The organism is Pseudomonas sp. NPDC090208, assembly GCF_044746785.1.
Taxonomy (GTDB): domain Bacteria; phylum Pseudomonadota; class Gammaproteobacteria; order Pseudomonadales; family Pseudomonadaceae; genus Aquipseudomonas.
In genome coordinates this window covers 76,528-103,047 of sequence record NZ_JBIVCU010000009.1, presented here as the reverse complement: position 1 = coordinate 103,047, position 26,520 = coordinate 76,528, and the positions used below count along the sequence as shown (strand labels likewise).

Sequence of the window (26,520 nt, the reverse complement as noted above, 5' to 3'; positions counted from 1 at the left end):
GCCGGTGGCTGACGTAGTGCCCGACAAGTCGCCCTTATGATCTTCAGCTCTTACGCCTTTCTTCTCGCGTTCTTTCCAGCGGTGTATCTGGCATTCGTGGTTTTGCGGGCCTGGCGCCTGGAGCGAGCGGCGTTGGCGATGCTGGTCATGACCTCGCTGGTGTTCTACGGCATGTGGAGCTGGCGCTATCTGGGCCTGCTGCTGGTGCTGATCTTCGTCAACCTGATACTGGGCAAGGCGCAGGTTCGCCAACTGGGCAGGGCGCAGGCCAAGGCGTGGCTGATCATCGCCATCGCCTTCAACCTGAGCGTGTTGTGCTACTTCAAATACGCCGGGTTCTTCTTCGGCTTTCTGCCGTCGGCGGCGAGCTGGCACATCATCCTGCCGCTGGGCATTTCGTTCTTCACCTTCCAGAAGATCGCCTGGCATGTGGACCTGTATCAGGGCCGGCTGAAGGACACCGGCAGCGTGTTGCAGTACAGCTTTTTCGTGAGCTTCTTCCCGCAACTGATCGCCGGCCCCATTGTGCATGCGCGCTGGCTGTTCCCGCAGATCGCGCCGGGCTGGTTTGCCCGGCCGTTGCCCTGGCAGTTGGGGTTGTCGCTGCTGACCTTGGGGCTGGTGAAGAAAGTCCTGCTGGCCGACCCGCTGGCGCCCGGCGTGGCCAACCTGTTCGACAGTGCCAACCACGGCGCCGCATTGTCCGCCCCGGATGTGCTGCTGGCCGGCTTGAGTTATGGCCTGCAGCTGTATTTCGACTTTTCCGGCTATGCCGACATGGCCATCGGCCTGGGCCTGATGTTCGGCATCAAGCTGCCGGCGAACTTTCGCTCTCCTTATAAGAGCGGCTCGATCGTCGAGTTCTGGCGGCGCTGGCACATCACGCTGTCGAATTTCCTCCGCGACTACCTGTACATCCCGCTGGGCGGCAACCGCAAAGGGCGCCTGCGCGCCAACGGCAACCTGCTGATCACCATGCTGCTGGGCGGCCTGTGGCACGGCGCGGGGTGGCAATTCATTCTCTGGGGCGGCATCCACGGCCTGTTGCTGGTGATCAACCATTACTGGCGCCACTTCAGCGGCTGGCGCCTGCCACGGCCGCTCGGCGTGGCGCTGACCCTGCTGGTGGTGATGCTGGCGTGGATTCCGTTCCGCGCCGAATCGCTGACCACCAGCCTGCACATGTTTGAACGGCTGGGTGACTGGCGCTGGACCTGGACGCTGGACCCGGGCGTGTGGCTCACCGAGGTCGCCGCGCTGCACATCGACAAGAGCCTGCCGCTGACCTGCGCGCTGTTGCTGGCGCTGGCCCTGAGCGCGCCGGGCAGTCGCCGCCTGTGCCTGAAACTGGGGCCGCTGGGGCGTGGCGTGCTGGTTGCGGCGGGGCTGTTTCTGGTGCTCAAGGCACTGGCCGGCGCGCCGGACCGCGCGTTTCTGTACTTCAACTTTTGAGGCCGGTGATGACGCTGACACCCCGCACCTGTCGTTTTGTCCTTGGCCTGCTCGCCGGGCTGGGGACGGTCATCGGCCTCTGGCTGCTGTTGCTGCTCGGCCAGATGGGGCGCCCGGTGCCGACCACGCAATGGGTCGAGAAGGCTTACGAATACAAGCTGACGCTGGCGGCCAAGGTCAACGAGCCGAAACTGGTGGTGGTCGCCGGTTCTGCGGCGATGTTCGGCATCGATTCGACCCGGCTGGCTCAGGCGGTGGGTCGCCCGGTGATCAACCTCGGGGTCAACGCCGGGGTGTTGTCGCCGTACATTCAGAGCTACGCCCGCCAGGCCATCAAGCCCGGCGACTGGGTGCTGCTGCCGGTGGAATACCCGATGTACCACGGGCGCTGGACGATCAACTATCCGTTCCTCGATTACTGGTGGAGCCACCCGGCGTTCCGCCATCTGGACATCAATACCGCGCAGATGGCCCAGGTGCTGTGGCTGACGCCGCTGTCACGGGCGCTCGGCGGCTATCGCGGCCTGCCAGCGGGTTTTGCGGTGAGCGGCCTGTACGGCCCGCAGAACCTCGACAGCCATGGCGATCAGGTGCGCAGCGAAGCCCGCGAGCAGCAGGTGTGGATGCGCCAACTGGTCGAGCAGTCTACGGTCGAGACCTACGGCGATCAGGCCCGCTCCTGGAACGCCAACTGGGCCGGCTGGAAAGCTTTGGCCGATGAGGTCGAGGCCGCCGGTGGCTGCGCGGTGTTCGTACCGCCGCCTATGTTCGACCGCCCGGCCTATCACCACGGTCGCGAGCTGCGTTACTACCAGTCGCTGCCGGATCAGGCCCGGGCTCAGGGTTTGCGCTATGTCGGTTCGCCGTTGCAGGTGATGTACCCCGTCGAACATTTCTTCGACACCAACTATCACCTGAATGCCGAATCGCGCGCGGTGTATATGCAGCAACTTGTTGACTGGGTGGCGCCGGTATTTGCGCAGTGTCATCCCTCTGCAGGCAAATCCTGAATAAACACCGAGATTAATCTGGCGAGTTTAATTAGATGCCTATAATACAGTGAGCAGGCATTAGGCCATATTCATTGTATGTTTAAGGCGCAGGTTAAACGAATGCGCGGTTTCCACTCGACGCTGTCAGAGGGGCGGTCGTCTGTGCGTCCATCCGCTTGAGTGGAGGCAAGCCGCCACCTTCAATCGTTTGCGAGGCGATGTTTCGATACAGGCTGCAGGGCCCGCACAGCAAGGGCTGCGCGTTTTCTGGCGCTGGGATTTGTCGCGTCCGGTTTGACGCTGTTAGTTGACGTCATTTAACAGTCATTTTTTCCGTGCCGTGAACGGCGGTTATTTTTTGACACGCGGTGCGTGTTTTTTATTGTCATCAGGCGCGCCCGCTATAGAAACTTATGCGGGCTCGTTAGTTGGTGTTTGCCGAAAAGTTGCCCTACCTTAGTGCTGTGTCCGATCTTGGTACACCGGGTGCTTATTCAATAAGCGTGGTGTCTGTTTGTCGATACAAGAACGGATAAGCCGTCTATTTAGGAGCAACACATGACAACTCAAACAGATGTAGCCGAGCTTTATACTGCCTTCTTCAATCGGGCCCCGGATTCTGCGGGTCTGGCGTATTGGGTCAATGAGTTGCAGAGCGGGGTGATCTCCCTGCAGCAAATGGCCAGTAACTGGGTCAACGAACAACCGGAGGGGCAGACCAATTACCCGAGTGGCACATCGGATGCCGCGTTCATCGCCGCTATCTACAGCAACGTGCTCGGTCGCCTGGCGGACACGGCCGGCGCGCAGTACTGGCAGAACCAGCTGGCCTCCGGCGCAGTGACCCGCGATGTGTTCATCGCCGCCATCATCAACGGCGCCCATGCCAATACCTCGGCCCAAGGCGTGCTCGACGCTCAACTGCTGAGCAACAAGGCCGCCGCTGGCGTCGCCTTCGCCAACCAGGGTGTCAACGACACCACACTGGCCGCCAAGGTGCTGACCACTGTGAATTCGAGCAGCGACAGCCTGAGCAGTACGCTGTCGCTGATCAAACTGATTCCTGCCGGTACCCTGACGCCGGCGATGGTGTCCAGCCTGAATGACACCATCACCAAAGTCGCCGCGCTGATCGTGGCCGAGCCCAATGAAGCCGGTGATATGGCGACCTACCTCAGCACGCTGAGCGCGGGCGTTACCTCGACGACCGACCTCAATGTGCTGCTGGGCAAGATCGGCGCCCTGGCTGTAGCCGCGCTGACCGACTCGACGGCGCTGGACAACCCGGCCACCCTGGCGCAGAACGATCTGGGCGCTGCCAACCCACCAGCGGGTGGCGGCGGTGACGGTGGTGGCGGCGATCCAGGCAACCCTACGCCGACGCTGACCGCGACCAACGATAACGGCGTGTTGAAAATCGTCGGCACCAGCACCGCCGACGTACACATAGACATGAACACCCACGTGGTCACTTCCGGTGCCACCACGCTCACCGTGGTCGGCACAGCGGACTTCACCAGCGTGGACTCCGGCACTTACGGCGGTTCGGTCACGGCGGTGGGCACGGCCAAGCAGATTCTCAACCTGGACTCGACGTACACCGGCGTCGACCACCTGCAGATCGTCGACAAGGCGCTGAACATTCTGGGCTGGGCGCTGGAGTTGCCGCGTCAGCCTGTGGAATCGGTCAGCGTGCTGAATAACGCGGCCGGTACGCTGTCGCTGGACCAGCATTCGGAGCTGAACGGCCTCACCACCACCCATGACTGGACCTACGACATTCGCGATACGGTGCAGAACATCACGTTCGCCGAGAATGCGGGTGATCCGGTGCTTGGGAGCGCCACCGAGGTGGTGGTCGGCGATACGCTGGTCAATCTGGCCTCCGATGACGGCATTGCGGTGCGCGGTATTCATGAGTATTCGGTGATCGACACCTACGCGAATATTTCGGGCGCCTCGCCGGACGAACAGACGCTGATCAATGGCGCCGAAGACGTGATCGTGCGGGATACGGTTGCCGGGGTGCAGCAGGCCATCAGCGATGGTTTTACCGCCGAGCACGATTATCAGGTGGTCGACACCGCCCAGCATCTGCTGGATATCAATGCCAGCGACGCGAACTTCCTGCACAACGCCACCGCGGTGAGCGTGGCAGGCGACGACGCCGGGCAACTCACCCTGCAACAGCGCGATGACCTGGGCAAAGTCACCGACAACGAGCACTGGCACTACGCGATTACCGATACGGCCGAGCATATCGTGGCCGGTATCACCGAGCATCTGGACTTCCTGCAACGGGCCGATGACGTGACCATCGACGGCTCGATCAGCCTCGGCCAGTTGGGCGTGGTCGCCAACACCCAGGGTCTGGATTCTTCGGGCTGGCATTACTCGATTGTCGACAGCGTCGAAAATGCCAACGCCTATCCACCGCTGGGCGACCTGAACATGACCCTCACCGCTTCGGCGGGCGTGGACGAGCTGGACGGCAACGTCAGTACCGGCGCGATCACCATGTCGTTCTCCGGGCTGACCGATGCCTCGACCTTCACCTTCGCCAACAACGGCTTCTCCAGTAACACGGCGGCGGACGCGTTCCTCAGCTTTCAGGCTGCGACCGACAAGATCGACCTGCAGGCCTTCCACCTGACCGGGGAAGACACCCTGTCGCTGGTGGCGGGCGGGAACAATGCCATCACCGACGGCCACTTCGCGCTGGTCAAGGGCGTGGCACTGGAGAACGGCGTATACGTCGCCTCCTCGGCACCCGACGCCGGCACGCTGGTGATCTGGGACGCCGACACCACGGCGGGCGTGATCAAACAGGTGGGCGTGTTCGTGGCTGACGCCAGCCTGGATGTCAGCGCCGTCGTCACCGGGCCAGTCACCACCTGACACCCCGTGGCGTGCCCTCTGTGCAAGGCATGAGGGATCAAAAAGGGCAGCCGATGGGCTGCCCTTTTTTGTTTGCGGATTTGTACCGAAATTCATCCGGCACCACAAAACCCGTGGGAGGGAGCTCTGCTCGCGAATGCGGTGGGGCAGGCGGTATGGGTGTGACTGGACTGACGCTATCGCGAGCAGAGCTCACTCCTACGGCCTGCGGCCAGAAGCAGAGCCCGGATTGCTACCGGTTTTGGTGCCATACAGAGATTCATTTGGCACCACAAAACCCGTGGGAGGGAGCCCTGCTCGCGAATGCGGTGTGTCGGTTGATATGGATGTGGCTGGACTGACGCCATCGCGGGCAAGCGCGCTCCTACGGCCTGCGGCCAGAAGCAGAAGTCATGGTGTTTGTGGATCTGTACCGAAATTCATCCAGCACCACAAAACCCGTGAGAGGGAGCCCTGCTCGCGAATGCGGTGGGGCAGGCGATATGGGTGTGGCTGAACTGACGGCATCGCGGGCAAGCCCGCTCCCACGGCCTGCGGCCAGATGCAGAAGCCGTGGTGTTTGTGGATCTGTACCGAACTTCATCCAACACCACAAAACCCGTGGGAGGGAGCTCTGCTCGCGAATGCGGTGGGTCAGGCGATATAGGGGTGGCTGGACTGACGCCATCGCGGGCAAGCGCGCTCCTACGGCCTGCGGCCAGATGCAAAAGCCATGGTGTTTGTGGATCTGTACCGAAATTCATCTGACACCACAAAACCCGTGGGAGGGAGCCCTGCTCGCGAATGCGGTGGGGCAGGCGATATGGGTGTGGCTGGACTGACGCTATCGCGAGCAGAGCTCCCTCCCACAGGTGTGTGTTGTCTGTTGGAATTTGGTCTGCCGGCAAAGGCTGTGTTGCCAGTCACTTCGCCTTCGCGACCCTCGTGACCTCGGATCCCTCCCACGGCCTGCGGCCAGAAGCAGATCCCGGATTGCTACCGGTTTTGGCGCCATACAGAGATTCATTTGGCACCACAAAACCCGTGGGAGGGAGCTCTGCTCGCGAATGCGGTGGGGCAGGCAGTATGGGTGTGGCTGGATTGACGCCATCGCGAGCAGAGCTCCCTCCCACAGGTGTGTGTTGTCTGTTGGAGTTTGATCTGCCAGCAAAGGCTGTGTTGCCAGTCACATCGCCTTCGCGACCCTCGTAACCTCGGATCCCTCCCACGGCCTGCGGCCAGATGCAGAAGCCATGGTGTTCACCGACCCGTAGCAGTCCGGCTTGCCGGCGGTGGCGCCTGTTGGATCGCTGTCGCTGGCAAGCCAAGCTGCTACGGGATTGGCGCCATACAGAGATTCATCCAACACCACAAAACCCGTGGGAGGGAGCTCTGCTCGCGAATGCGGTGTGTCGGTTGATATGGATGTGGCTGGATTGACGCTATCGCGGGCAAGCCCGCTCCCACAGGTGTGTGTTGTCTGTTGGCGTTTGGTCTACCAGCAAAGGCTGTATTGCCAGTCACATCGCCTTCGCGACCCTCGTAACCTCGGATCCCTCCCACGGCCTGCGGCCAGAAGCAGATCCCGGATTGCTACCGGTTTTGGCGCCATACAGAGATTCATTTGGCACCACAAAACCCGTGGGAGGGAGCTCTGCTCGCGAATGTGGTGGGTCAGGCGATATGGGTGTGGCTGGACTGGCGCTATCGCGAGCAGAGCTCACTCCTACAGGTGTGTGTTGTCTGTTGGAATTTGGTCTGCCGGCAAAGGCTGTATTGCCAATCACATCGCCTTCGCGACCCTCGTGACCTCGGATCCCTCCCACGGCCTTCGGCCAGAAGCAGATCCCGGATTGCTACCGGTTTTGGCGCCATACAGAGATTCATCCGTCACCACAAAATCCGTGGGAGGGAGCTTTGCTCGCGAATGCGGTGGGGCAGGCAGTATGTGGGGGGCTGGACTGACGCTATCGCGAGCAGAGCTCACTCCTACAAAAAACGTGGCGGGTGCGGTCTGTAGAGGTCTGGCTTGCCAGCGACGGCGTCTTTGAAAACGCCGGCGCCGGCAGGCCAGGTTGCAGCCTTTTTATGAGACCGTGAAGTCCCAGGTGGACGCCGCTTTGTTGTGGCCGCCCATTTCTACCGAGGTCAGCAGGCTGTCGGCGACCTGGACGAAGGTCATGTGGCCCTGTTGCACTTGTTCGGTCCAGTAGGCCTGGCCCGCTTCATCGGCTGTGCGTCCGAAGAAGGCGCTGTAGAGCGCGGCGATGTCGTGGCTGACGTCGCCGTTCAGGGCCTTGGCTCCCGCTTCGGTCGAGTTGAGGATCGACAGGCCGATGCCGCCGATGCTCATCGGTTGCTGGGTCCAGTAGTCGAAACCGGCGACGTCGGCCTGACGACCCAGCAATCCCTGATACAGGGCGGCCAGGGTCGTTTGCTGGGTATCGGTCTGGATCGACACGGCGCCGTCAGCGAAGCTCAGGTTTTCCACGTTGACCACTTTGACCTGCTGGTTCGGGTCGTTCTTGTTGCTGACGATGGTGAAACCGCCATGCTGCTCGATGGTGTACAGCGAACGGTCGCCGCTGAACTGCACGGTGTCGTTGCCCTGACCGCCTTGCAGAACGGTGTTGTTCGCCGCCGCAAACGAGGTGATCTGCAGGGTGTCGTTGCCGCCGCCGGCGAACACGAAGCTGTTCGAGGCGTTGACGATGAAGCTCTGGTTGGCGTCGTCACCGGTCAAGACTTGACCGACCGTATTGCCCTGCACCGTGGTCTGGCCGATCACGGCCGCGAAGTCGACGTTGTTCAGATCCAGCGAGCCTTTGCCGTTCATCTGGCTGGCGTCGATGACCAGCGCAGTCAGTTGCGAGCCGCTCGAACCGTCCAGTTCCAGCGCCTGGGTCGGAGCCGTTGTCGCGGTAATCGGGGTGATGGTGTTGACCAGCAAGTCGGAGCTGTCGGCCAGTTTGTCGAGGAACTTCTGCCCGTTGACGTTCTGGTGCGCCTGATCGCTGCCCGGGGTGACGGCATCGATCGCCGCCTTGAGGGTTTCAGCGCTGTCGCCGACTGTCTTGGCCGAGCCGCCGACCGAGGTCAGGCCGTAGCCGACCGGCAGTTTGGCGGAAAGTCCTGCGTTGGTGCCGCTGCCCACCAGGTCTATATCGGCCTTGTTGGCGTCGCCGGTGCTGTCCTGGCGCGAATCGGTGACCAGACCGACGCTGATGCTGTTGCCGGTTTCGCCGTTGGGCAGGGTGACCTGGGTGGTGGTCACGGGTACGCCATCGACGGTCACGGGCGGGTTGGTCGGCGGTGTGACCGGTGGGGTGACCGGCGTTGCGCTGACGGTGATGTCGATGGATTTGAGGTCGGTCAATGGGTCCGGGTGGCCTGCACTCTGGCCTTGGTCATCGATCAAGACGCTGAGGCTGGCGTGGCCGGTATAGGCAGTATCCGGGGTGAACTTGAGGCCGTTGAGGGCTGCGTTGATCTGCGCCAGCGTGCCGGTCACTGAGACGTAGCCGGTGATACTGTCAATCAGCACCAGTGCACCGGACCCCGGGCTCACTGTCACCACGCCGTGGTTGGCGACCAGGGTAGCGGTCATCGAGCTATTACCCGCATCCACGTCGCTGATCGTGATCGCGTTGTGGTTGGCACTGCTGAACACCAGCGCAGTGTCCTGACGCACGCTCTGGGTGGCGGACAGGGTGACAACCGGTGCGTCGTTGATCGCAACCAGATCGACGGTCGTGTTGACCGAAGCGCTGCTGTGACCGTCGCTGACGGTATAGGTGATGGTTCGGGAGGTGCCGGTCGCGGCGTCCGAGGTATTTTCGTAAGTCACCAGACTCAGCGCAGTCTCCCATTGGGCGAGGGTTGCCGTACCACCCACGGAGATCAGTGACAGTTCACCGGTCAGCGGGTTGAAGGTGGCCGTGATGTTACCCGTTGTCGCGTTGTCACCGGTGAACGCCAGATGGTCTTCACCGGCCTGGTAGCCACCGATCTTCACCTTGGCGCCTGTCATCGTCAGGCTGTCGGCGTCGGTGATGGTGATGGACGGGTTGATGACAACCGGAGCAAGGCCCTCGGTAAATGTCACGGACAGAGGTGCGGTAGAGGAAATGATTGGCGTGTCATCAGTCGGCGTAACGCTGACCTGCTGGGTCGCCACGTTGCTGTCGGCGTCGCCATCGTTGACCACGAAGCTGATGGTGCGGGTCTCGTTGCTCGGCGATTTTGACGTGTTGGTGTACATCACCGCATGCAGCGCCGCTTCCCATTGCGCGAGGGTGGCGGTGCCGCTCAGGGAGGCCATGGACATGACGCCCGTGGCGAGATCGTAGTTGCCGATAATGTCGCCCATGGTGAGGCCATCGTTGGTGAACGACAAAATATCTTCGGCCACATGGAGTTTGTCGGTGATGCTGACTTTCGCACTGGTCAGCGTGGCGTTGTCCGGATCGGACAGCGTCAGCTGGCTGTTGATGACGACAGGTGTCGCCGCGACATTGTTGCCTTCGGTAAATGGAGTAGTGCCGGTGGTGTTGTGGATAACCGGCGAGTCGTTCACCGAATTCACATAAACGGTTTTGACGCTCGACACGCTTTCACTGTTGCCGTCATTGACCTTGAAGCTGATCAGGTGCTCACCGACCGAAGGGTTATCGGAGTCGTTCTGGTACGTCACGCTGCGCAAGGCTAGCTGCCACTGGGCAAGCGTCGCACCCTGTGCCGAGGTCAGGGTCAGCGTGCCGGAGGCATAGCTCGCGGTGATGTCGCCCATGTTCGTGCCATCGTTGGTGAAGCCCAGCGATTCATCACTGGTCGCGCTGCGCAGGCTCACCGTGGCACTCGCCAGCGTCGGGCTGTCGAGGTCGCTGATGGTCAGCCCGGCATCGATCACCACCGGGGTAGATGCTGTGTTCTGGCCCTCATGGAATTCGGTGACGCCGGCGCTGACGGTCAGAATCGGCGTCTGGTGAGTCGCTGCCACATTCACGGTCTTGGTCGCGACCAGGCTGCTGTTGTGGCTGTCGTTGACACTGAAGCTGATGGTGCGGGGCGCCGTGTTTGGCGTGATGGCGGTGTCGGTGTAGGTCACCGCGTTCAATGCGGCCTGCCACTGCGCCAGCGTCGCGGAGTTGCCAACGGAATTCAGTTGCAATTCGCCCGTCGCGGCGTTGTAGACGGCGCTGATATTGCCGTACTGGACCGAGTTGGTGTTGGTGAAGCTCAGCACGTCTTCACCGATTTGATGATTGACGGTGATGGCGACGGTCGCCGAGGCCAGGGTGGTGTTATCCCGGTCACTCAGTGTCAGTCCGCTGTCGACAACGACCGGCGTCGACACGACGTTGTCGCCTTCGACGAAGTCTGTCGAGCCGCCGCTGGTCGTGACGACCGGCACATCGTTGGTCGCCGCGACGGTCACGGTCTTGGTGACGACGGTGCTGTCGGAATGGCCGTCGTTGACCACGATGCTGATGGTGCGTGGGGAAGTGTCCGGGTTGTTGGACGTGTTGGTGTAGCTCACCGATTGCAGCGCCGCCTGCCATTGCGCCAAGGACGCCGTGCCGCTGGCAGAGGTCAGTACCAACTCGCCGGTCGAGGCGGTGTAGGTGGCGCTGATATCGCCCGTGGCTCCATTGAGAGTGAGCCCCAGTACATCTTCAGCGTTCTTGAGGTTGCCGGTGATAGTGACCTTGGCACTTGCCAGCGTCGTGTCATCGGTGTCGGTGACGGTCAGCGTGTTGTCGATCACTACGGACGAGGACACCGGCCCCGCACTTTCAATGAACGCAGTGCTGCCGCCGCTGACGACGACAACCGGAGAAGCGTTCGGCGCAGGTGCGACGGTGACGATGCTGTAGTCGTACAGGTCGGCAGTGTCGATACCGCCATTGGCGGTGCCACCGTTGTCGCTGATGCTGAGCAGATTGACCTGCCGATCACCTTGTGTCGCGTCTGCGCTGGTGTTCTTGTAGGTCATGTTGTCCAGCAGCGTTGCCATGGCGCCGGAGGTGATGCCGGACGGCATGGACAGATTGATCGCCACGGAGGTGCCGCTACCGGTGGTGGTGTAAGCGATGCCGTTGCTCAATGTACCGGACCCGCCAGCCGCCAGATGGATATCGGTGCCACCAAGGGTCAGGAACTCGCTCGCGGTGTCTACAACGCCGTCGACGCTCAGGCTGAACTTGGTGATCAACTGCCCGGACTCGACGGTGCTGACCGCCGTGTTGCTGAACACGTTGACGGCGGCGCCGCCGATGTTGAACGTCGGGTCGTTGTAATCCTCCATGACCGTCGGCGCTTCGTTGACCTTCACGATGTTCAGCTGGAAGGAGTAGCTCAGCACGTTGACGCCGCCGCCGATGGTGACGTTGTACGAGCCTGCACCGAGAACTGTACCGTTGGGGCTGGTCAGCGTGGCGAGCGGGCGGTAGTCGTCATAGGGCCTGCCATCGCTCGCACCGAAATCGAAGTTGGCCGACTGGTTGATCCCGACGTTGGAGATCGTCAGTGAATAGCCGGTGATCGCATAGCCCACCGGGACGTAGATCGGAATCACGTCCGACGAATCGACCCTGTTCCCCGAATCGATAGTGCCTTGCCAGGTGTTGCTGCCGACCTGGTTCAACCACCACAGCGCGCGGGACGGCTGCCCCAGTGAGTCGGTGTAGCTGGTGTAGATATCAACGTCGGAGGGCGATTCGTTGTAGTTCAGGGGGGCGTTGAGGTAGATATACGGGGAGGTGGCCATCGATCAATCCTTATCTCGCCCTGAACTGCAGGGCACCGCAGAAAAATGCAGGAGTTTTTGTAGGACAACATTTTGGCGCGAGTATAAAGGCAGTGGAGGCACTTTGATATTGCAGCGCGACGCCTGCTGCCGTCCTTGCGAATCTTCCCGACGAACAGCCTGTGGGAGCGCCCGTTGGGCGTGAATGGGGGGAGTTGACGCGCTACGGCTTGCCGGCGATGAGCGTTGTCATTGCCGGGCAAGCCGTATTGGAGGAGGGGTGTGGCTGCGCTTAGCGGCCCAACACTTTGTGATAAACGTCGAGGGTCTGCCGTGCGCATTCATGCCAGGTGTACTGCTGCGCGCGGGCCAGACCGGCCTCGATTTTCGTGTCACGCAGGGTCGGCTGGTTCAGCACGTCCTGCATGGCCGCGTGGATGCTGTCGACGTCCCAGGGATCGACCAGCCAGGCGGCATCGCCGGCCACTTCCGGCAGCGAGGTGCTGTTGGAGGCGATGACCGGGCAGCGCGCGGCGAAGGCTTCGATCACCGGCAGGCCGAAGCCTTCGTACAGCGACGGGAAGGTCAGGGCCGCGGCACTTTGCAGCAGCGCCATGACATCGGACTGCGGCAGGTAGCTGAGCCAGCGGCCTTCACCGCGCTGCTCCAGGTCGTGCAGTTTCGGCAGCAGGTCTTCGTTGTTCCAGCCATCGCGACCGACGATCACCAGCGGGTGCTGCTTGCGCACGTCGGCGGGCAATTGCTCGAAGGCCTGGAGGATGCGCGGCAGGTTCTTGCGCGGTTGCAGGGTGCCGACGAACAGGAAGAATCCCGGCTGCAGGCCGTGTTTTTCCAGCACGGCGTTGCGGGTGTCCTCGGAAACGCGTTCGAAGTACACAGGCTCAACACCCAGCGGCGTCACGCTGATCCGGTCAGGGTGCAGGCCCAGGTGCTCGACCATGTCCTGCTTGCTGAACTCGGAAATGGTGATGATGTGGTCCGACTGGCGGATGGCGGCGGTGAACAGCCAGGTCTTGAGGCTGCGCAGGTCGTTCTTGATCCATTCCGGGTGCAGCATGGGAATGACGTCCATCACGCTGGACACCGTGGGCACACCGGCGATGCGCGGAATGTGGTGATCCGGCGCATGGAAGATATCGACGCTTTTGCGAATCGCGCCCGAGGTGGCCAGCGGCAGTTTCAGAAAGCCGCTGAGCAGAGCATGCACCGGGAAGCGCCGTGCCAGTTGTTCCGGCTGGCCGCAGGGCAGGGCAGGCAGGTCGCGCCCGAATGCATAGGGTTTGACGTGTACGTCCGGCCGCGCCGTCGCGATCTCGTCAAGCCCTTGCCACAGTGCCCGTGAATAAGTGCCGATGCCGTCCAGGTGCCCGGCACGGGTGCCAGCTGCCCAAACGGTACAGCCCAAGCCAATTTCCATGTGTTGTTGTTCTCGATTCAAAGTGTCAAGCGAAGAGCGGTGCTGCTTCGGGATCAGGGCGTTGCAGTGACCTGGGCACGCCAGTAATCCAGCAATTGGCTGAGGGTCGTTTCCAGGGCGATCGCCGGCTGCCAGCCGGTGGTCTGCCTGAGCAACGTGTTATTGCCCGCCGCCACCGGAATGTCGGAAGGCCGCAGACGGTCCGGGTCCAGTTCGACGGTGATACGGGATGTACTTTGCTGCAGCATCAGGTCGAGCACGTCGCGAATCTTGCGCGACTGCCCGCTGGCGATGTTCAGGCAGCGCGGGTGGTCCTTGCGGCCAGCCAGATTCAGCAGGTCGATATAGGCGTCGCAGACATCCTGAACGTCGAGGAAGTCGCGAACGGCATCGAGGTTGCCGACCTTGAGCACCGGTTGCTGCTGGCCGGACTCGATCAGGGCGATCTGGCGGGCGAAGGACGCGGTGACGAAATCGGCACTTTGCTGCGCGCCGATATGGTTGAACGGACGTGCGATCACGCCGTCCTGGCCTTGGCGGAAGTACTCGCGGAAGGCATATTCGGCGGCAACCTTGCTGGCTGCATAAGGATTCAAAGGCTCGGGAAGCGTGTCTTCACTGACCGCGATGCCCGACTTGAAGGCCGCGCCGTAGACTTCCGAAGAGCTCGGAAACAGGACAAAGGCGTCAGGCGCGTGTTTTCTCAGCGCTTCGAGCAGGTTCATGCTGCCGATGACGTTGGTTTGCCAGGTCAGCAACGGCTCCTTGAAGCTGGTAGGCACGTGGGAAATCGCCGCCAGATGAATGACGTGAGTCGGGCTGGCATCCGCCACGGCCTTGGCCAGCGCGTCGGCGTCGCGGATGTCGCAACTCAGGTACTGGTTGGCGATGCCCTGTGCAGGCGCAGCGCTGCCCGCCAGTGCGATCACTTCGTAGCCGGCGCTCTGCAAGCGGCCGGTCAGGATCTTGCCAACGAAGCCGTTGGCCCCTGTCAGTAATAGACGTGGCACGGTGTCTTACTCCTTCACTGGAGAAATCAGGTCAAGCTGCTCCAGCCAGAGAGCCAGGGCTGCCTGCAGGTTTTGACGCTCGTAGCGCGACAGATTGCGCTTTCCTGCTGCAATCATGGCCTCGTACAACCCGGGTTCAGTGTTGAGGAAGTGCGCTGCCATGGCAAAGTCGACCGGATCGTCGCTTTCCAGCAGCAGGCCACCTTCTCCCAGTGTGTCAGGGATATTCGAACGCGCCTGTGTGACCACGGGAAGGGACGCGTAGTTCGCTTCCAGCAACGGCATGCAGAACCCTTCGTGGGCGCTGGCGCACCAGTATTGATGGGAATTCTGGTACAGCCAGCGCAGTTCGGCTTCGGAACATTTGCCGACCAGCATCACCTGATCGCCCAGCTCAAGGTTATCCACATGCTGGTGCAGGCCGCGTGCATAGGCTTCGCTGGTGGTGCCGCCGACGATGATCAGGCGCTGTGGCGGCTGTTCGTCGGCTTTCTGGTTCTGCAGCAGGTGGTAGAACGCTTCGATCAGCAGGTATTGCCGCTTGTTCTCCGCCAGCCGGCCGACCGCCAGGTACAGGCGCGCGCCCGCCGGCTGGTGGTCCATGAACCTCGGCTGGGTCAGGTGGCCTTCCAGGCGGCGGGTGTCCACCAGCAGCGGCAGGGTCTTGCTCTGCGGGTAACCGGCTTCCTTGAGTTCACTCTCGTTCAGCGGCGAATCCGCCAGCGCATGGACGAACTCACCGCGCCATTCGCGCAGTTGCTCAAGGCCCATTTCGGCGTAGCGACGCAGACCACCGCCCGCCGGGAAGAACTCCGGCGGGGTGATGTTGTGGTAGACCATGGCCTTTTTGCATTTCTGCTTGAGCAGCCATGGGCCGTGGTCGTGGCCCATCGAATGGTGGTACATCAGCAAGTCGCATTGCGACGCGTGAAAGGTGCGGGCCGGCAGTACCTGCCCGGCCATCTGATCCGGAATGGTGAAGCTGTAGATGTCGGATTCGAAACCCAGATCGCGCAGCAGGCTGCGGGTGAACAGCAAACCGTTGGTAACGCCGTCCCCTGCCGAAACTGTCGCGGCAAACTGGTCAATACGCTTGGTCATATCTGGCCCTTGCGCGCCGTGACCGCGTAATCCTGCGGGCCGTAGAACAGCGCGTCACAGCGACGAGCCACTTCGCTGTCTTCGTTGAGCGCGTATTCCCGTGGAATCGGGTTCAGACGATGAATCTGCACGTCGTCGAAGCCCTTGAACTCGACCAGGAACTCGGTGAACGCCGGTGGCAGCGGGTGAATATGGGTCGGGTCGGTGTGGAAGTGCGTGGCGGCACTGACGATGTTTTCCGGGTTCGGCGTTTCGAAAATGATCGTGCCGCCCGGCGCCAGTACGCGCTGGCACAGGTCCAGCAGCATGTTGAATTGTTCAAAGCTCAGGTGTTCGATCACATGGAACGCCGACACCGCCGCGACGCTGTTGTCCGGCTGCTCGGCCAGCCACGCCAGCGCGTCCTGCTGTACTGCTTGCAGGCCCTGATCGATGCAGGCTTCAACGTTCATCGAGTTGAGGTCGATGCCGATCCGCGCGTAGCCCTCGGGCAGCATGTTCAGCCATTCGCCGCGACCGCAACCGATGTCCACCAGCGGCAGGCCGGCCTTGAGCGGCTCGATGCGCTCCAGGATCGGCAGGTAGTAGGACTGACGCTCGCGAATGGTTTCGGCGGAGCCACGGAAGCGGTTTTCGAAGGCCAGGTAGAAGCTGTCCGGAATGCTGCTCGGCACCAGGTTAGAGGCTGTCGGTGCGGCAGCGGCCGCCGGTGCTGCAGCGCTGGCTGCGGCCTGGCGCGGTGCGCGCTCCAGTTGACCGATGCGGGCACGCAGCTCCTGCTGGATCTGGCGCTGCTTGTCCAGTTCGGCTTCCAGGCGGCGGGTGTTTTCGGCGTGGCGGGCCAGCTCGAAATTCTGGCTTTCCAGCGCGCGTTGCTGGTCCTGAACAAAACGCACCTGGCTGTCGAACTGCTCGCGCAGCGTCGACAGGGCGTCGTTGTGCATCTTGTGCTGACGAGTCAGCAGGTCCATGCGTGCCAGGTAATAACGGCTGCGCGGCTCGATGGAGGCGAGGGCGTAGGCGCTCAGCAGCAGCTTGCCGATCACCGGCAGGCGGCGCAGGGTGTTCTTCAGCTTGGCCTTGCGCAGGCCGTGGACTTCGGCGCCATGGGCCATGCCTTCCGGCGAGTAGCGCAGGCCGGCCAGCACTTCGAACTTGTCGAAGCCCGAACGCAATTGGTGCAGACCCTGTTGCACCTCGCTCGGCTCGGCCTTGCGACCCAGCAGGCTCGGGTAAGCGGCCAGCATCAGCGGCTCGTCGTCGAGCTGGATCAGCTCCGGCCAGCGGTACGGACGATCGAAGATCGGCGCCGGCGCCGGATCGAATGCCGGCAGCGAACGCTCGGCGGTGTCCAGCTTATAACGCTGAACCTCTGCTTCAATGCGGCGATTGAGTTCCTGGAAGTCGAGGTCAGGGTTATTCGGTATCAGCATTGCTTACGGTTCCGTCAGTGGTCTCGGTCGGGGCGTGAAGTTGCTCCAGCGTGGGCGCCAGGTCGCAAATGCCGCCAAAGAAAGTCCCGGTGATGCCGGCGACTTCAAAACCGATGGCGTTATCGTGCCAGTGGTAGCAGTTCGTGGTGTGATCGGCGCCGTCGTGCAGCGCCAGGGTAATGGTGTACTTGCCGGGCGCCAGACGCATCGGGAAGCGATAGCGCAGGCTGCGGCGTTCCCCGGCCTTCATGGCAATCGGGAAATCCAGGTAATGGCTGTTGGTGCCGAAGATGTCCTGGCCGAAACGGTCGCGGATCATCAGCCCCAGGGAAATGTCGTCCAGATCGTGATCGGCGGCGATCACCACGTCCAGCAGGCCATTGTCGCCATTGGCCAGAATCGTGCTCTGCGAGTTTTCGCCGACGAAGTTGATGCTCTCCATGTACGCCTGACGCGAGCCGTAACCGTGCTGCTCGACGGTGCGCCGCTCGCTGTAGTCTTCGTCGTCGGCGCCGAGCAACTGGTTATAGATGTTGACCGCGTCTTCGGGGTGACCATCGGCCACTACCTTGCCGCCACTGAGCACGATGGCGCGATCACAGATCATCTTCACCGCGTTCAGGTCGTGGGAGACGAAAATGATCGAGCCGCCCTTGGCGCGGAATTCCTTGATGCGGCGCATGCACTTCTGCTGGAAGTGGCCGTCACCCACCGACAGCGCTTCGTCGATCAGGAAGGTGTCCGGGTCGGCGTGGATCGCAATGGAGAAGGCCAGGCGCATGTTCATGCCGGACGAATAGGTGCGGATCGGCTCGTGGATGAACGGACCCAGCTCGGAGAACTCGACGATGGCGTCGCGGCGCTCGTCGATCTGCTGACGGGTCATGCCCAGCAGCAGGCCGTTGCCGACGATGTTCTGCAGGCCGCTCAGGTTCGGGTCGAAGCCGGTGCCCAGTTCCAGCAGGCCGGTGACCCGGCCAGAGATCTTGATCTGGCCGGCATCGGGCAGCAGCACGCCGTTGAGCATTTTCAGCAGAGTCGACTTGCCGGCGCCGTTGCGGCCGAGGATGCCCAGCGTTTCACCGCCGGCGACGCGGAATGTGACGTTGTCCAGAGCGCGGTGAGTGCGATGGAAACTGCGGCGCAGGACGATCTCTTTGAGCCGGTGCCAGGGTCTGCTGTAGAGCTTGAACTCCTTGCAGACGTTTTCCACTTCAAGCATGCGTGCAACTCTTAATCGAAAAAGGGGTGTTTTCAGGCGCGTCCGGCGGCCCCGATGGCGGCCAGCCCTGAAGAATCAGGAGGCGGAGCCTAACATGAGTGGGGGTTTGGAGCATTAATGTGTCAATGCCACCGCTGCGCCGACCGGCCCGACAGAGCGGGCCGCAGCGCATCGGGGCGCTGCCGCCGCTCTATGACGGGGTTCGCGGGTCAATGTTCCAGCGATTCGATCGAAATACTTTGCAACGACAGCCCCAGCTTGCGCTCATCGACACTCAGGCCCAGCTGCGCAGGGCTGGTCGGTTCCGGCACATCGATGCGCAGGGTGCTGGAGCGCTGCGGGTTGTCGATGTCGAAGCTGAACGCCTGGACCTGATCGGTCAGTGTCAGCGTTTCGGTGCCTTCGCCCGCATGCAGGGTAAACGCCTTGCCGATGTTCGGCCCGAACGCCACGGCACTGATGTGGATGCGGTATCGGCTCGGCAGCGGGTTGGCAAAGTCCAGGCGGACCTGCGAAGCGGTGGACCAGGTGCCGCCGCTGTCGGGCAGGGAAAGGCCCTCGGTGTGGTTGACCCAGGCCGGCGAAAGCGGCTCGCGGAAGTTCAGGTCGATTTCGTTGCCGACATAGGTCAGTGCAAAGCCCGGCATGGCGACCTGCCGGCGACCGTCGGCGAACGGTATGTACGAGCCGAGGGACAGCACCCAAGTCTTGCCGGCCGGCAAACCGTGGAAGTCGTAGTGATTGTCCGGTTCGACCTGCAGGTGGGTGGTGTCGGCGTTGTCCATGTAGAACGTCGCCTTGAGCATGCCGCCCATGTCAGAGCCGATGACCACCACCTTACCGCGCTCTTCTGCGGTCAGGTATTGCCGGGTAAAGGTGCCGGCACGGTCGTAGAGGTCCGGAACCAGATGGAGGCGCTGCTCACTGGTGATCCAGATGTTTTGCAACACCACACTGGCCGGCAACAGGCCATAGATGAACAGTGTCGCGCCCAGCCGTTCACGGCCCATCCAGCCCAGCAAGGTGACCAGCATGGCCACGCCGAGCAGGTAGAACGTCACGGTGTGCGAGGTCAGGCCGCGCAGTTCCGGGCTGTCGATCATGTTCGGCTGATAGACGCCCATGCGGGTGTAAAGGGCGTAGGCGGTGGGCAGCAGAATCACCAGCCCCAGGACGATCTGCCATTTGCGCAGCGTCGCCGGCTCGCGGTCGTTCAGTTGCGAGGCGACGACGATCCACAGCAGCGGGAACAGGAAGTCGTAATAGCGCATGTGCAGGCGGTTGATCGACTCGAACACGCTGGTGTTGACGACGGAGGCCGAAAACAGCGCGACCACCGCCACCAGGTTGGCGAACAGCAACAGGGCGAGCACGGCCAGACGTCGCGATTCATCCGGGCGCCCGCGAGAGCCAACGGCACTGACACTCAGTTTCAACGTCGCGGCCATCGGCATGCCGACCAGCAGACACATCGCCAGCAGATGGCCCTGCAGGCTCTGCAGCGACAGCTTGATCAGCTCGACAGCGCGTTCCAGTCCCGATGTCGACGAGGCAATCTTATTATACGAAGGGCCGAAAAAGGTCAGCCCCACAGGGCCTGCGAGCAGCAGGCTCAGGGCAAATTTGGCGATCAGCGCGCCGACCAGGAAAGCGCCGATGTTACGCAGCGAACCGCTCAGGCGATTGTGATCGCTGTAGACCGACAGATAGCCGATGTACAGCAGCACCGCCGGCACCACCAGCATCGAGTGAGGCTTGATCAGCGCACTGGTGCCCAGGATCAACCCGGCAACGGCCCAGCCTTGCCAGCGTTCCGCGCGGGCGTTCGACACCACCCAGATAAAGGCCCAGAAGCCGAAGAAGTAGAAGGCTTCGGGCATGTAATGCGCGGTGTAGATATTCAGCGGCGCCGCCAGCGCGCACGCCGTGATCAGCAGGGCGGGGACGAATGCCGTGACCCGACGCGCGACCCCATAGATGAACGGTGCGCTCGCCACGAAGAACAACGCGTTGAAGAGGCGCGCGCAGCCGAGGAAGTCAGTCCCGCAATGGCTGGTCAGGCGGTACACCGCCAGATACAGGTAGCCGGGAATCAGCGAGTTGGAGATCGGCTCCAGGCGCGAGTAGCGACTGTAGGTGTATTCGTCGGCGAATACGAAGGGAAACAGGCCGCTGTTTTTCAGCAGCAGGGCCAGAAACGCCAGCGCCATGATCAAAAGCAGGGCATAGGCCTTTCTGTGTTGTAGCGTGTCGCGGGTCATTCCCTAACGTCCTTATAGTCAATTCCTGGCAGCGCAAGACCCGAACGGCCTTGTGGCTGAAACGCGATTCAATGGTCGGTAACGACGAAATCGAGCGGGGAGCGCGACCTCGGGTACATAGATTCGGCGCGCGATATTAGCAGGAAGACCACATCGGATCAGGCTTTCGCAGATGCGGGCGACCAATGTCCGCATCTGTATGCCAAAGTGTTTGTGGCGTGGCACTCAGCAGCGCATAAATTCTGAATTTATTCACTACAGCGGAGTGCGTAAGACTGTTTTCTCAATCGATGTAGGAACTGTCTGAAAATATAAAAAACACTCAGCTTTTTCCGTCTGAGCGAACACCCATTTCCATATCCTTGACTGGTAACACTCATCAAGGATTGAAAGCATGGCATTTGACGGATTTATCAAAATCGATGGCATTCAGGGCGAGTCGCAGGACAGCCGCAACCAGGGCTGGATCGAGATCAATGCCTTCAACTTCGGCGTCAACCAACGCTCCACGGCCACCGCCAGTTCCAACGGCGGCGCGGGATCCGGTCGGGCCAGCTTCAGTGACTTCAGCTTCAGCAAGCGTCTGGACCGATCCAGTGCCCGCCTGTTTGAAGCCTGCAGCGCTGGCGAGCACATCAAGTCATTGACCCTGCGCCTGTACCGGGCAGGAGGTGACAAGCTTAAATACTATGAAGTCGCCCTTGAAGAAGTGATCATCTCTGACTTCGCGCAAACCGGCGAAAGCGGCGAGCCCATGGAGCAGGTACAGATCAACTTCGGTCGTATGCGCATCGTCTACACCCAACAGAACCGGGCCAATGGCGGTGCTGCCGGTAACGTTACGGGTGGCTGGGACCGTATCGCCAACAAACGTTTCGCGTAAGAGACTGACATGACCAAGCCTTACGTGTTTATCAACGACCGGATGCAAACCTTCAGCAGCCTCAAAAACAAACTGGATGGCAACGACAAGTTCGACCAGCTCAACGCGCATATCTACAACATTGTCGTCATGCCGGGGCAGTTTGTGATTGTCGGCGATCACTCGACGCGAACACTCAGCGTCGAAGAAACCGAACTGATGCAGCTAGCGCAACAGGTCAAACGCCAGACTGCTTTTAATCAGGTCGGGCCTGAAAGCCTCGCGATCAAAAACTACGACCTGCTGCAGAACATGCTCAATTACGGCTCGCTAGGGATCGGCGCCGCGACCGGGAGTTGGAGCACCCACCTGGAGGGTGTGAAGAAAACGCTGGAAGACATCGAGCGGCTGTACAAGCTGGCCTTGTCCCGAGGCACACCGATTGCCCGGCAGGAGTTCATCAGCCAGCGGCAAGTGCTGTTTGGCAAGCTCGACAAGCAACTGGAAGGCATCGCCCGTTGGGGAACGGGCATGAACAACACCGGTTCGATCAAGAAAATGCTGGGGGTTTCCACCAAGAGCTATTTGCATACGGGGGAAATTCAGGGGTATGCGAAAAAGATCGGCGGCGTGGCCAAGGCGGCGAAGTTGCTGAAGCACGGGACGGCGGTGGGGATTGGACTGAACATCGCTGCGACAGGGCTGGAGATTAAGGAGGCTTGTTCGACCGGGCGGGAAAATCAGTGTGAAAAAGCAAAGTATGTCGAACTTGGGAAATTATCGATAGGGGTTACGGGCGCCATGATTATAGGGGATATAGGGGCCGCCGCCGCATCGGGTATCTGTATGGCTGTTTTTTCTGTGCCTACAGGCGGGCTCGCCATATTGGGCTGTGGAATTATAGGGGGGGTAATTGGTGGTTATGGTGGCGGCCTCGCAGGTGAAAAAATTGGGGAATATGGCGGCACCATGCTGTATGACTGGCGGAAAAATTAATGTTGCCAATCGTTGGCTGGTTCGCAGTTATCTTGTCTTGCTTCATGTTTTTGACTGTGCTCTTTATGGTTGTTTTTGCCAAGTGCAAGATTGGTGTTTTGGAAAGCTATCTTGCTGACTGTAAGTGCGTTATTGATACGAAAGCCATCTGGGGCGGGGGTGTTATAGGAAGGCAGATGCGTATGAATATGATATTTTTTATACTTGCATTTCCTGATGTTATGCATAAGCAAGGGAATACGTCTCGGGATGCTCACAAAAAAGTCCCGACGCATCTAAGGCAATGGGTGTTGTTTCAATATTTATGGCTCATCATTGTTGCTGTATGTATGGTGGTTTTTTGTTCTGTGGTGCCATAACGTCAAGGCATAAAAGCTTTGGAAGGTATAAGGGTCTTGGACAGCAGAGTGGTTGGGTGACCGGCATGACAACACCGGTTCAATCAAGAAAATGCTAGGGATTTCGACCAGAAGCTACCTGCATACGGGGGAAATTCAGGGGTATGCGAAAAAGATCGGCGGCGTGGCCAAGGCGGCGAAGTTGCTGAAGCACGGGACGGCGGTGGGGATTGGATTGAACATCGCTGCGACAGGGCTGGAGATTAAGGAGGCTTGTTCGACCGGGCGGGGAGACATTTGCCAAAAAGCAAAATACGTTGAGGGGACAAAGCTTGTGTCAGGTGTCTTCGGAGGGCTGGTCGGTGGAGCTGCAGGAGCCCCTGCCGCAGCCAGTATATGTGCAGTGGTATTTTCTGTTCCATCAGGTGGGTTAAGCGTTCTGGGTTGCGGAATAGTAGGCGGACTGGCTGGTGGATATTTGGGCGGCACAGTAGGTGAGGCTGTGGGTGGGCCTGCTGGTGAAATGCTTTATCAATGGAAACCAGATTAATGCTGCTGTCGTCTGGCATGTTGGCTTTGTTGTTGCTGATTTGCATGGTAGGCATAGTTATTGTTATGGCGGTATTTTCCTATATATACATAGAAGAAATTGAAAATTATCTGAGCGGCTGTCGGTGCGTGGATGAAACAAAAGCTGTATGGGGGGGAGGGTTTATTGGGCGCCAGATGCGCATGGCTACCGTCCTGATAATCATCGTTTTCCCCAAGACTATGCATCGACGAGGGGACGTTGTTAAAAACGCAAATCATCAAATTCCAAAGAAATTCAGGATGTGGGTGCTTTGGCAATATATTGTTTTATATTTGATATTTGGGTGCATGGTGGCGTTTTATTTCTTCATGGGGGGTATTAGTTAAGATGGATTTTTGTGCTGTGGGAGGCTGGTCGAAATATTTGCCAAGGGTGAGGATTTAATATCTTTTAAGACTGTGATTATCTTTCGACAGAAGTGCTTGCTATTTAGAAGCCGCAAACTGATGCGCCTGACACAACAGGTCAAACGTCAGATTGCCTTCAATCAGGTTGGCCCTGACAGCCACGCCATCAAAAACTACGACCTGCTGCAGAACATGCTCAATTACGGCTCGCTAGGGATCGGCGCCGCGACCGGGAGTTGGAGCACACACCTGGAGGGTGTGAAGAAAACACTGGAAGACATCGAGCGGCTGTACAAGCTGGCCTTGTCCCGAGGCACACCGATTGCCCGGCAGGAGTTCATCAGCCAGCGGCAAGTGCTGTTTGGCAATCTCGACAAGCAACTGGAAGGCATCGCCCGTTGGGGAACGGGGATGAACAACACCGGTTCGATCAAGAAAATGCTAGGGATTTCGACCAGAAGCTATCTGCATACGGGGGAAATTCAAGGATATGCGCAGCGGATTGGCGGGGTCGCCAAGGCGGCGAAATTGCTGAAGCATGGAACCGGAATTGGGATAGGGCTTAACATCGCTGCTGCGGCGTTGGAGATCGAAGAGGCGTGCTCAACCGGGCGCGAGCAAATGTGTGTTAAAGCTCGATATGTTGAGGGTGCGAAGTTGGCAGGTAGTGTGAGTGTAGGGTATCTGGGAGGTGCCGCTGGCAGTTCATTTGCTACATCCATCTGCTTGGTAGTATTCGGAGTTACGGTAGGGCCTGGTGCTGTCGCATGCTTGTTAGCAGGAGGCGTCGTCGGTGGATATGCAGGTGGTTTGTCAGGGGAGGCAGGGGGCGGTTTAATAGGCAATAAATTTTACGAATGGAATTCAAAGAGTGGAGAGTGATAACTGCTTTTGGTGGGCCGTTATTATGCTTTTCAGCGTGTTTTTCAATATTGCAGTGTTGGTATATGTTCAGAATAAAAAATTAAGCTATGCAGAAGATCTTCTCTTTGATGTCAAGCTGATTGTGTGGAATAAAACAATTTGGGGGGATGGTTTTGTTGGCAGGCAGTTGAGACTGAATGGGGTGGCATTGATTGTCATGATGCCCGATTTTATGTGCAGGCGCGGCCAAATGCCAAAAGGCGCTGATCTTCGCTTATCTCAGTCTTTGAGAAGGCAGATACAGGTGCTTTATCTGTTCCTGTATGTAAATATTTTAGGTATGACAGGAGTTTATTTTTGCTGAAGTCATGGGGTGATCGTGAAACCGTACAGGTCACTAATATCAGTCAGTTAAAAGAAAAAACGGCGCTCCGTCAGTATCGAGGAAGCGCCGTTTTTCTTGGATTTCATCGCCTATATGCGCGAGAAGCTTTTCGCTCAAAACCTTAGCCGACTGATATTAAGTCTGGCCGTTTGCGGCTATCAGCTCAACCAGATACCGCCATCCAGCGCGGTCTGGGTGTTGTTGATGTTTTCCTGACTTTCGGAAAACGACACCAGCACTTCGTTGGCCTTCATGCCGTTGGCCATCTGCGTGTTCCAGTACTGATAGCCGGCGTCGTCGGCCGCGCGGTGCAGCACGTGCAGGTAATAGTTGTTGATGACCGAGTTCTGGTCCTGCCCGGGATTGAGCGTCTTGAACTCGTTGCTGTTGACGAAGCTCTGCGCGATCTGGCCGATGTTCTGGCCGCCGTCCATCTCGGCGATCCAGTATTTCAGGCCGGCGGTATCAGGCGTGCGGTCGAACGCGGCCTTGTACAGGCGGTAGGCCGAACCTGCGTTCTGGCCGACCTTGACGTCCAGGGCCAGGGAGCTGCCATCGCCGAACTCCAGGCGTTCGATGTTGGTCAGGGTGTCGATCTTGCCCGGGGTGACCACCTTGTAACCGGTGGCCGTGGCGGTGATGACTGCGCTGCTCTTGCCTGTGTCGTACCAGACGGTGTCGATGCCACCGTTGCCGTTGTACGAATCGTTGCCGTCATAGCCGTAGAAATCGTCGTTGCCGTTGGAGCCGATAAAGGTGTCGTTGCCCTTGAACAGCTGCTTGCCCAGCGCCGTGTCGTTGCCGGCCAGTGCGTAATTGAGCAGTTGCATGTAGCTGGTGTTGATGCCCGAAACGCTGAGCACCGGGGCGCCGCCTGCGGTCCAGTACATGCCGTTCAGCGTTCCGCCGGCAACCCCGTACGGGCTGTAGCTGAACGAGCCGGTGAAATTCAGGGAGTGGTAGCCATCGGTCAACTGGAACATCGTTGAGGTGGCGAAGGAGATGTAGGTGTTGTCGTTGTACCAGTCGTCGATGTCGTAAAGGCTGAACGGCTGGCTGTAAATCACTGCGGTCATGGAGGAATCCGTCTCCGGTAAAGTCAGTCCGCCATTATGCACGTGCAGGCAGACTGGATCCCATTCAACCGACAGAATGTAAGAAAAATGATACAGAGTGGCTATCGCGCAGGTTTTTTCCTGCCTGAGCGATGGCTTTTTCGGCTTAGATCAAGCGCGTCTCGTCATCGTTGATCAGGTCGCTCAGGCCGCCGAGGGTCTCCCGGGCCTGGGTACGGTCCATCAACTTGGCCTGCGCGGCGGTCGGCAGGTCGGTGACGTTGAGAATCCCCTTGCTGGTCAGCACCTGAATCAGGTCGTCGAGTACACGGATCATCTCCATGTCACTCAACTTGAGCTGGGTCAGGCTCTTTTCCATCACTTCGTTGGCGTACCAGGCCTGGATCTCATGATCGTCGGCCGGCAATTGCCCGGTCGCTTCGGCAAACGACGCAGCCTCCACACGTACGAGCACACCTTCTGCATCGCGCTGAACGTAAAACATGGCTCATTCCTCAATGAATGCATCGGCTGGCAACCGTCGATG

Annotated in this window: 19 protein-coding genes; 10 read left to right on the top strand and 9 right to left on the bottom strand. The window is 59.9% G+C overall.

Annotated features, from left to right (window positions below):
- Positions 1-36 precede the first annotated feature (36 nt).
- The 3 genes from ACIPL0_RS16355 to ACIPL0_RS16345 all read left to right on the top strand — a co-directional run bounded on the left by ACIPL0_RS16355 (position 37) and on the right by ACIPL0_RS16345 (position 5,342).
- Positions 37-1,452, top strand: coding sequence for an MBOAT family O-acyltransferase (locus ACIPL0_RS16355; protein ID WP_400597638.1), 1,416 nt, complete (start codon positions 37-39; stop codon positions 1,450-1,452).
- Positions 1,453-1,460: 8 nt separating this feature from the next.
- Positions 1,461-2,462: a hypothetical protein gene (locus tag ACIPL0_RS16350; RefSeq protein ID WP_400597640.1), complete on the top strand. Its 1,002-nt coding sequence runs from the start codon at positions 1,461-1,463 to the stop codon at positions 2,460-2,462.
- 540 nt (positions 2,463-3,002) lie between these two features.
- Entirely contained in the window at positions 3,003-5,342 is a 2,340-nt protein-coding gene (locus tag ACIPL0_RS16345; RefSeq protein ID WP_400597642.1) for a DUF4214 domain-containing protein, read from the top strand.
- A 2,065-nt stretch (positions 5,343-7,407) separates the two neighbouring features.
- On the opposite strand, the gene ACIPL0_RS16340 is transcribed toward ACIPL0_RS16345, so the two are convergent.
- The 7 genes from ACIPL0_RS16340 to ACIPL0_RS16310 form a co-directional block, all read right to left on the bottom strand.
- Positions 7,408-12,090 carry a DUF4214 domain-containing protein gene (locus tag ACIPL0_RS16340; RefSeq protein WP_400597644.1) on the bottom strand — a complete coding sequence of 1,561 codons (4,683 nt, stop codon included), beginning with the start codon at positions 12,088-12,090 and terminating at the stop codon, positions 7,408-7,410.
- Positions 12,091-12,361: 271 nt separating this feature from the next.
- The gene (locus tag ACIPL0_RS16335) at positions 12,362-13,507 is read right to left on the bottom strand and encodes a glycosyltransferase family 4 protein (RefSeq protein ID WP_400597646.1); all 1,146 of its coding nucleotides are present in this window, start codon (positions 13,505-13,507) and stop codon (positions 12,362-12,364) included.
- A 53-nt stretch (positions 13,508-13,560) separates the two neighbouring features.
- A complete protein-coding gene (locus tag ACIPL0_RS16330) occupies positions 13,561-14,517 on the bottom strand; it encodes a GDP-mannose 4,6-dehydratase (protein WP_400597648.1) in 957 nt (318 codons plus the stop codon).
- 6 nt (positions 14,518-14,523) lie between these two features.
- Entirely contained in the window at positions 14,524-15,618 is a 1,095-nt protein-coding gene (locus ACIPL0_RS16325; RefSeq protein WP_400597650.1) for a glycosyltransferase, read from the bottom strand.
- Positions 15,615-17,051 carry a class I SAM-dependent methyltransferase gene (locus tag ACIPL0_RS16320; protein WP_400597652.1) on the bottom strand — a complete coding sequence of 479 codons (1,437 nt, stop codon included), beginning with the start codon at positions 17,049-17,051 and terminating at the stop codon, positions 15,615-15,617. The genes ACIPL0_RS16325 and ACIPL0_RS16320 overlap by 4 nt, the downstream gene beginning before the upstream one ends.
- On the bottom strand, positions 17,035-18,273 hold the full coding sequence (locus ACIPL0_RS16315) for an ABC transporter ATP-binding protein (protein ID WP_400597653.1): 1,239 nt from the start codon (positions 18,271-18,273) through the stop codon (positions 17,035-17,037). The genes ACIPL0_RS16320 and ACIPL0_RS16315 overlap by 17 nt, the downstream gene beginning before the upstream one ends.
- A gap of 209 nt (positions 18,274-18,482) precedes the next feature.
- Positions 18,483-20,534 carry a DUF7024 domain-containing protein gene (locus ACIPL0_RS16310; RefSeq protein WP_400597655.1) on the bottom strand — a complete coding sequence of 684 codons (2,052 nt, stop codon included), beginning with the start codon at positions 20,532-20,534 and terminating at the stop codon, positions 18,483-18,485.
- Positions 20,535-20,928: 394 nt separating this feature from the next.
- On the opposite strand from ACIPL0_RS16310, the gene ACIPL0_RS16305 reads away from it, so the two are divergent.
- From ACIPL0_RS16305 to ACIPL0_RS16275, 7 genes are all read left to right on the top strand, one after another.
- Positions 20,929-21,417 (top strand): Hcp family type VI secretion system effector, encoded by a 489-nt coding sequence (locus ACIPL0_RS16305; RefSeq protein WP_400597657.1) that lies wholly within the window; start codon positions 20,929-20,931, stop codon positions 21,415-21,417.
- Positions 21,418-21,426: 9 nt separating this feature from the next.
- Positions 21,427-22,392: a hypothetical protein gene (locus ACIPL0_RS16300; RefSeq protein ID WP_400597659.1), complete on the top strand. Its 966-nt coding sequence runs from the start codon at positions 21,427-21,429 to the stop codon at positions 22,390-22,392.
- The gene (locus tag ACIPL0_RS16295) at positions 22,392-22,751 is read left to right on the top strand and encodes a hypothetical protein (protein WP_400597661.1); all 360 of its coding nucleotides are present in this window, start codon (positions 22,392-22,394) and stop codon (positions 22,749-22,751) included. The genes ACIPL0_RS16300 and ACIPL0_RS16295 overlap by 1 nt, the downstream gene beginning before the upstream one ends.
- A gap of 52 nt (positions 22,752-22,803) precedes the next feature.
- On the top strand, positions 22,804-23,280 hold the full coding sequence (locus tag ACIPL0_RS16290) for a hypothetical protein (protein ID WP_400597663.1): 477 nt from the start codon (positions 22,804-22,806) through the stop codon (positions 23,278-23,280).
- On the top strand, positions 23,280-23,648 hold the full coding sequence (locus ACIPL0_RS16285; protein WP_400597665.1) for a hypothetical protein: 369 nt from the start codon (positions 23,280-23,282) through the stop codon (positions 23,646-23,648). The genes ACIPL0_RS16290 and ACIPL0_RS16285 overlap by 1 nt, the downstream gene beginning before the upstream one ends.
- Positions 23,649-23,768: 120 nt before the next feature.
- A complete protein-coding gene (locus ACIPL0_RS16280; protein ID WP_400597668.1) occupies positions 23,769-24,551 on the top strand; it encodes a hypothetical protein in 783 nt (260 codons plus the stop codon).
- Complete coding sequence (locus ACIPL0_RS16275; RefSeq protein ID WP_400597671.1) at positions 24,541-24,897, top strand: hypothetical protein; 357 nt, start codon at positions 24,541-24,543, stop codon at positions 24,895-24,897. Before ACIPL0_RS16280 ends, ACIPL0_RS16275 begins: the two co-directional genes overlap by 11 nt.
- A 179-nt stretch (positions 24,898-25,076) precedes the next feature.
- On the opposite strand, the gene ACIPL0_RS16270 is transcribed toward ACIPL0_RS16275, so the two are convergent.
- Together ACIPL0_RS16270 and ACIPL0_RS16265 are read right to left on the bottom strand one after the other, a co-directional pair.
- Positions 25,077-25,994: a DUF4214 domain-containing protein gene (locus tag ACIPL0_RS16270; protein ID WP_400597674.1), complete on the bottom strand. Its 918-nt coding sequence runs from the start codon at positions 25,992-25,994 to the stop codon at positions 25,077-25,079.
- A gap of 145 nt (positions 25,995-26,139) precedes the next feature.
- A complete protein-coding gene (locus tag ACIPL0_RS16265) occupies positions 26,140-26,478 on the bottom strand; it encodes a tryptophan synthase subunit beta (RefSeq protein ID WP_400597676.1) in 339 nt (112 codons plus the stop codon).
- Positions 26,479-26,520 lie beyond the last annotated feature (42 nt).

Excerpts from the sequence above, each read along its gene's own strand:
- ACIPL0_RS16355 (WP_400597638.1), top strand. The coding sequence starts at position 37 with ATGATCTTCAGCTCTTACGCCTTTCTTCTCGCGTTCTTTCCAGCGGTG.
- ACIPL0_RS16350 (WP_400597640.1), top strand. The coding sequence starts at position 1,461 with ATGACGCTGACACCCCGCACCTGTCGTTTTGTCCTTGGCCTGCTCGCC.
- ACIPL0_RS16345 (WP_400597642.1), top strand. The coding sequence starts at position 3,003 with ATGACAACTCAAACAGATGTAGCCGAGCTTTATACTGCCTTCTTCAAT.
- ACIPL0_RS16340 (WP_400597644.1), bottom strand. The coding sequence starts at position 12,090 with ATGGCCACCTCCCCGTATATCTACCTCAACGCCCCCCTGAACTACAAC.
- ACIPL0_RS16335 (WP_400597646.1), bottom strand. The coding sequence starts at position 13,507 with ATGGAAATTGGCTTGGGCTGTACCGTTTGGGCAGCTGGCACCCGTGCC.
- ACIPL0_RS16325 (WP_400597650.1), bottom strand. The coding sequence starts at position 15,618 with ATGACCAAGCGTATTGACCAGTTTGCCGCGACAGTTTCGGCAGGGGAC.
- ACIPL0_RS16320 (WP_400597652.1), bottom strand. The coding sequence starts at position 17,051 with ATGCTGATACCGAATAACCCTGACCTCGACTTCCAGGAACTCAATCGC.
- ACIPL0_RS16315 (WP_400597653.1), bottom strand. The coding sequence starts at position 18,273 with ATGCTTGAAGTGGAAAACGTCTGCAAGGAGTTCAAGCTCTACAGCAGA.
- ACIPL0_RS16310 (WP_400597655.1), bottom strand. The coding sequence starts at position 20,534 with ATGACCCGCGACACGCTACAACACAGAAAGGCCTATGCCCTGCTTTTG.
- ACIPL0_RS16305 (WP_400597657.1), top strand. The coding sequence starts at position 20,929 with ATGGCATTTGACGGATTTATCAAAATCGATGGCATTCAGGGCGAGTCG.
- ACIPL0_RS16300 (WP_400597659.1), top strand. The coding sequence starts at position 21,427 with ATGACCAAGCCTTACGTGTTTATCAACGACCGGATGCAAACCTTCAGC.
- ACIPL0_RS16295 (WP_400597661.1), top strand. The coding sequence starts at position 22,392 with ATGTTGCCAATCGTTGGCTGGTTCGCAGTTATCTTGTCTTGCTTCATG.
- ACIPL0_RS16285 (WP_400597665.1), top strand. The coding sequence starts at position 23,280 with ATGCTGCTGTCGTCTGGCATGTTGGCTTTGTTGTTGCTGATTTGCATG.
- ACIPL0_RS16280 (WP_400597668.1), top strand. The coding sequence starts at position 23,769 with ATGCGCCTGACACAACAGGTCAAACGTCAGATTGCCTTCAATCAGGTT.
- ACIPL0_RS16270 (WP_400597674.1), bottom strand. The coding sequence starts at position 25,994 with ATGACCGCAGTGATTTACAGCCAGCCGTTCAGCCTTTACGACATCGAC.
- ACIPL0_RS16265 (WP_400597676.1), bottom strand. The coding sequence starts at position 26,478 with ATGTTTTACGTTCAGCGCGATGCAGAAGGTGTGCTCGTACGTGTGGAG.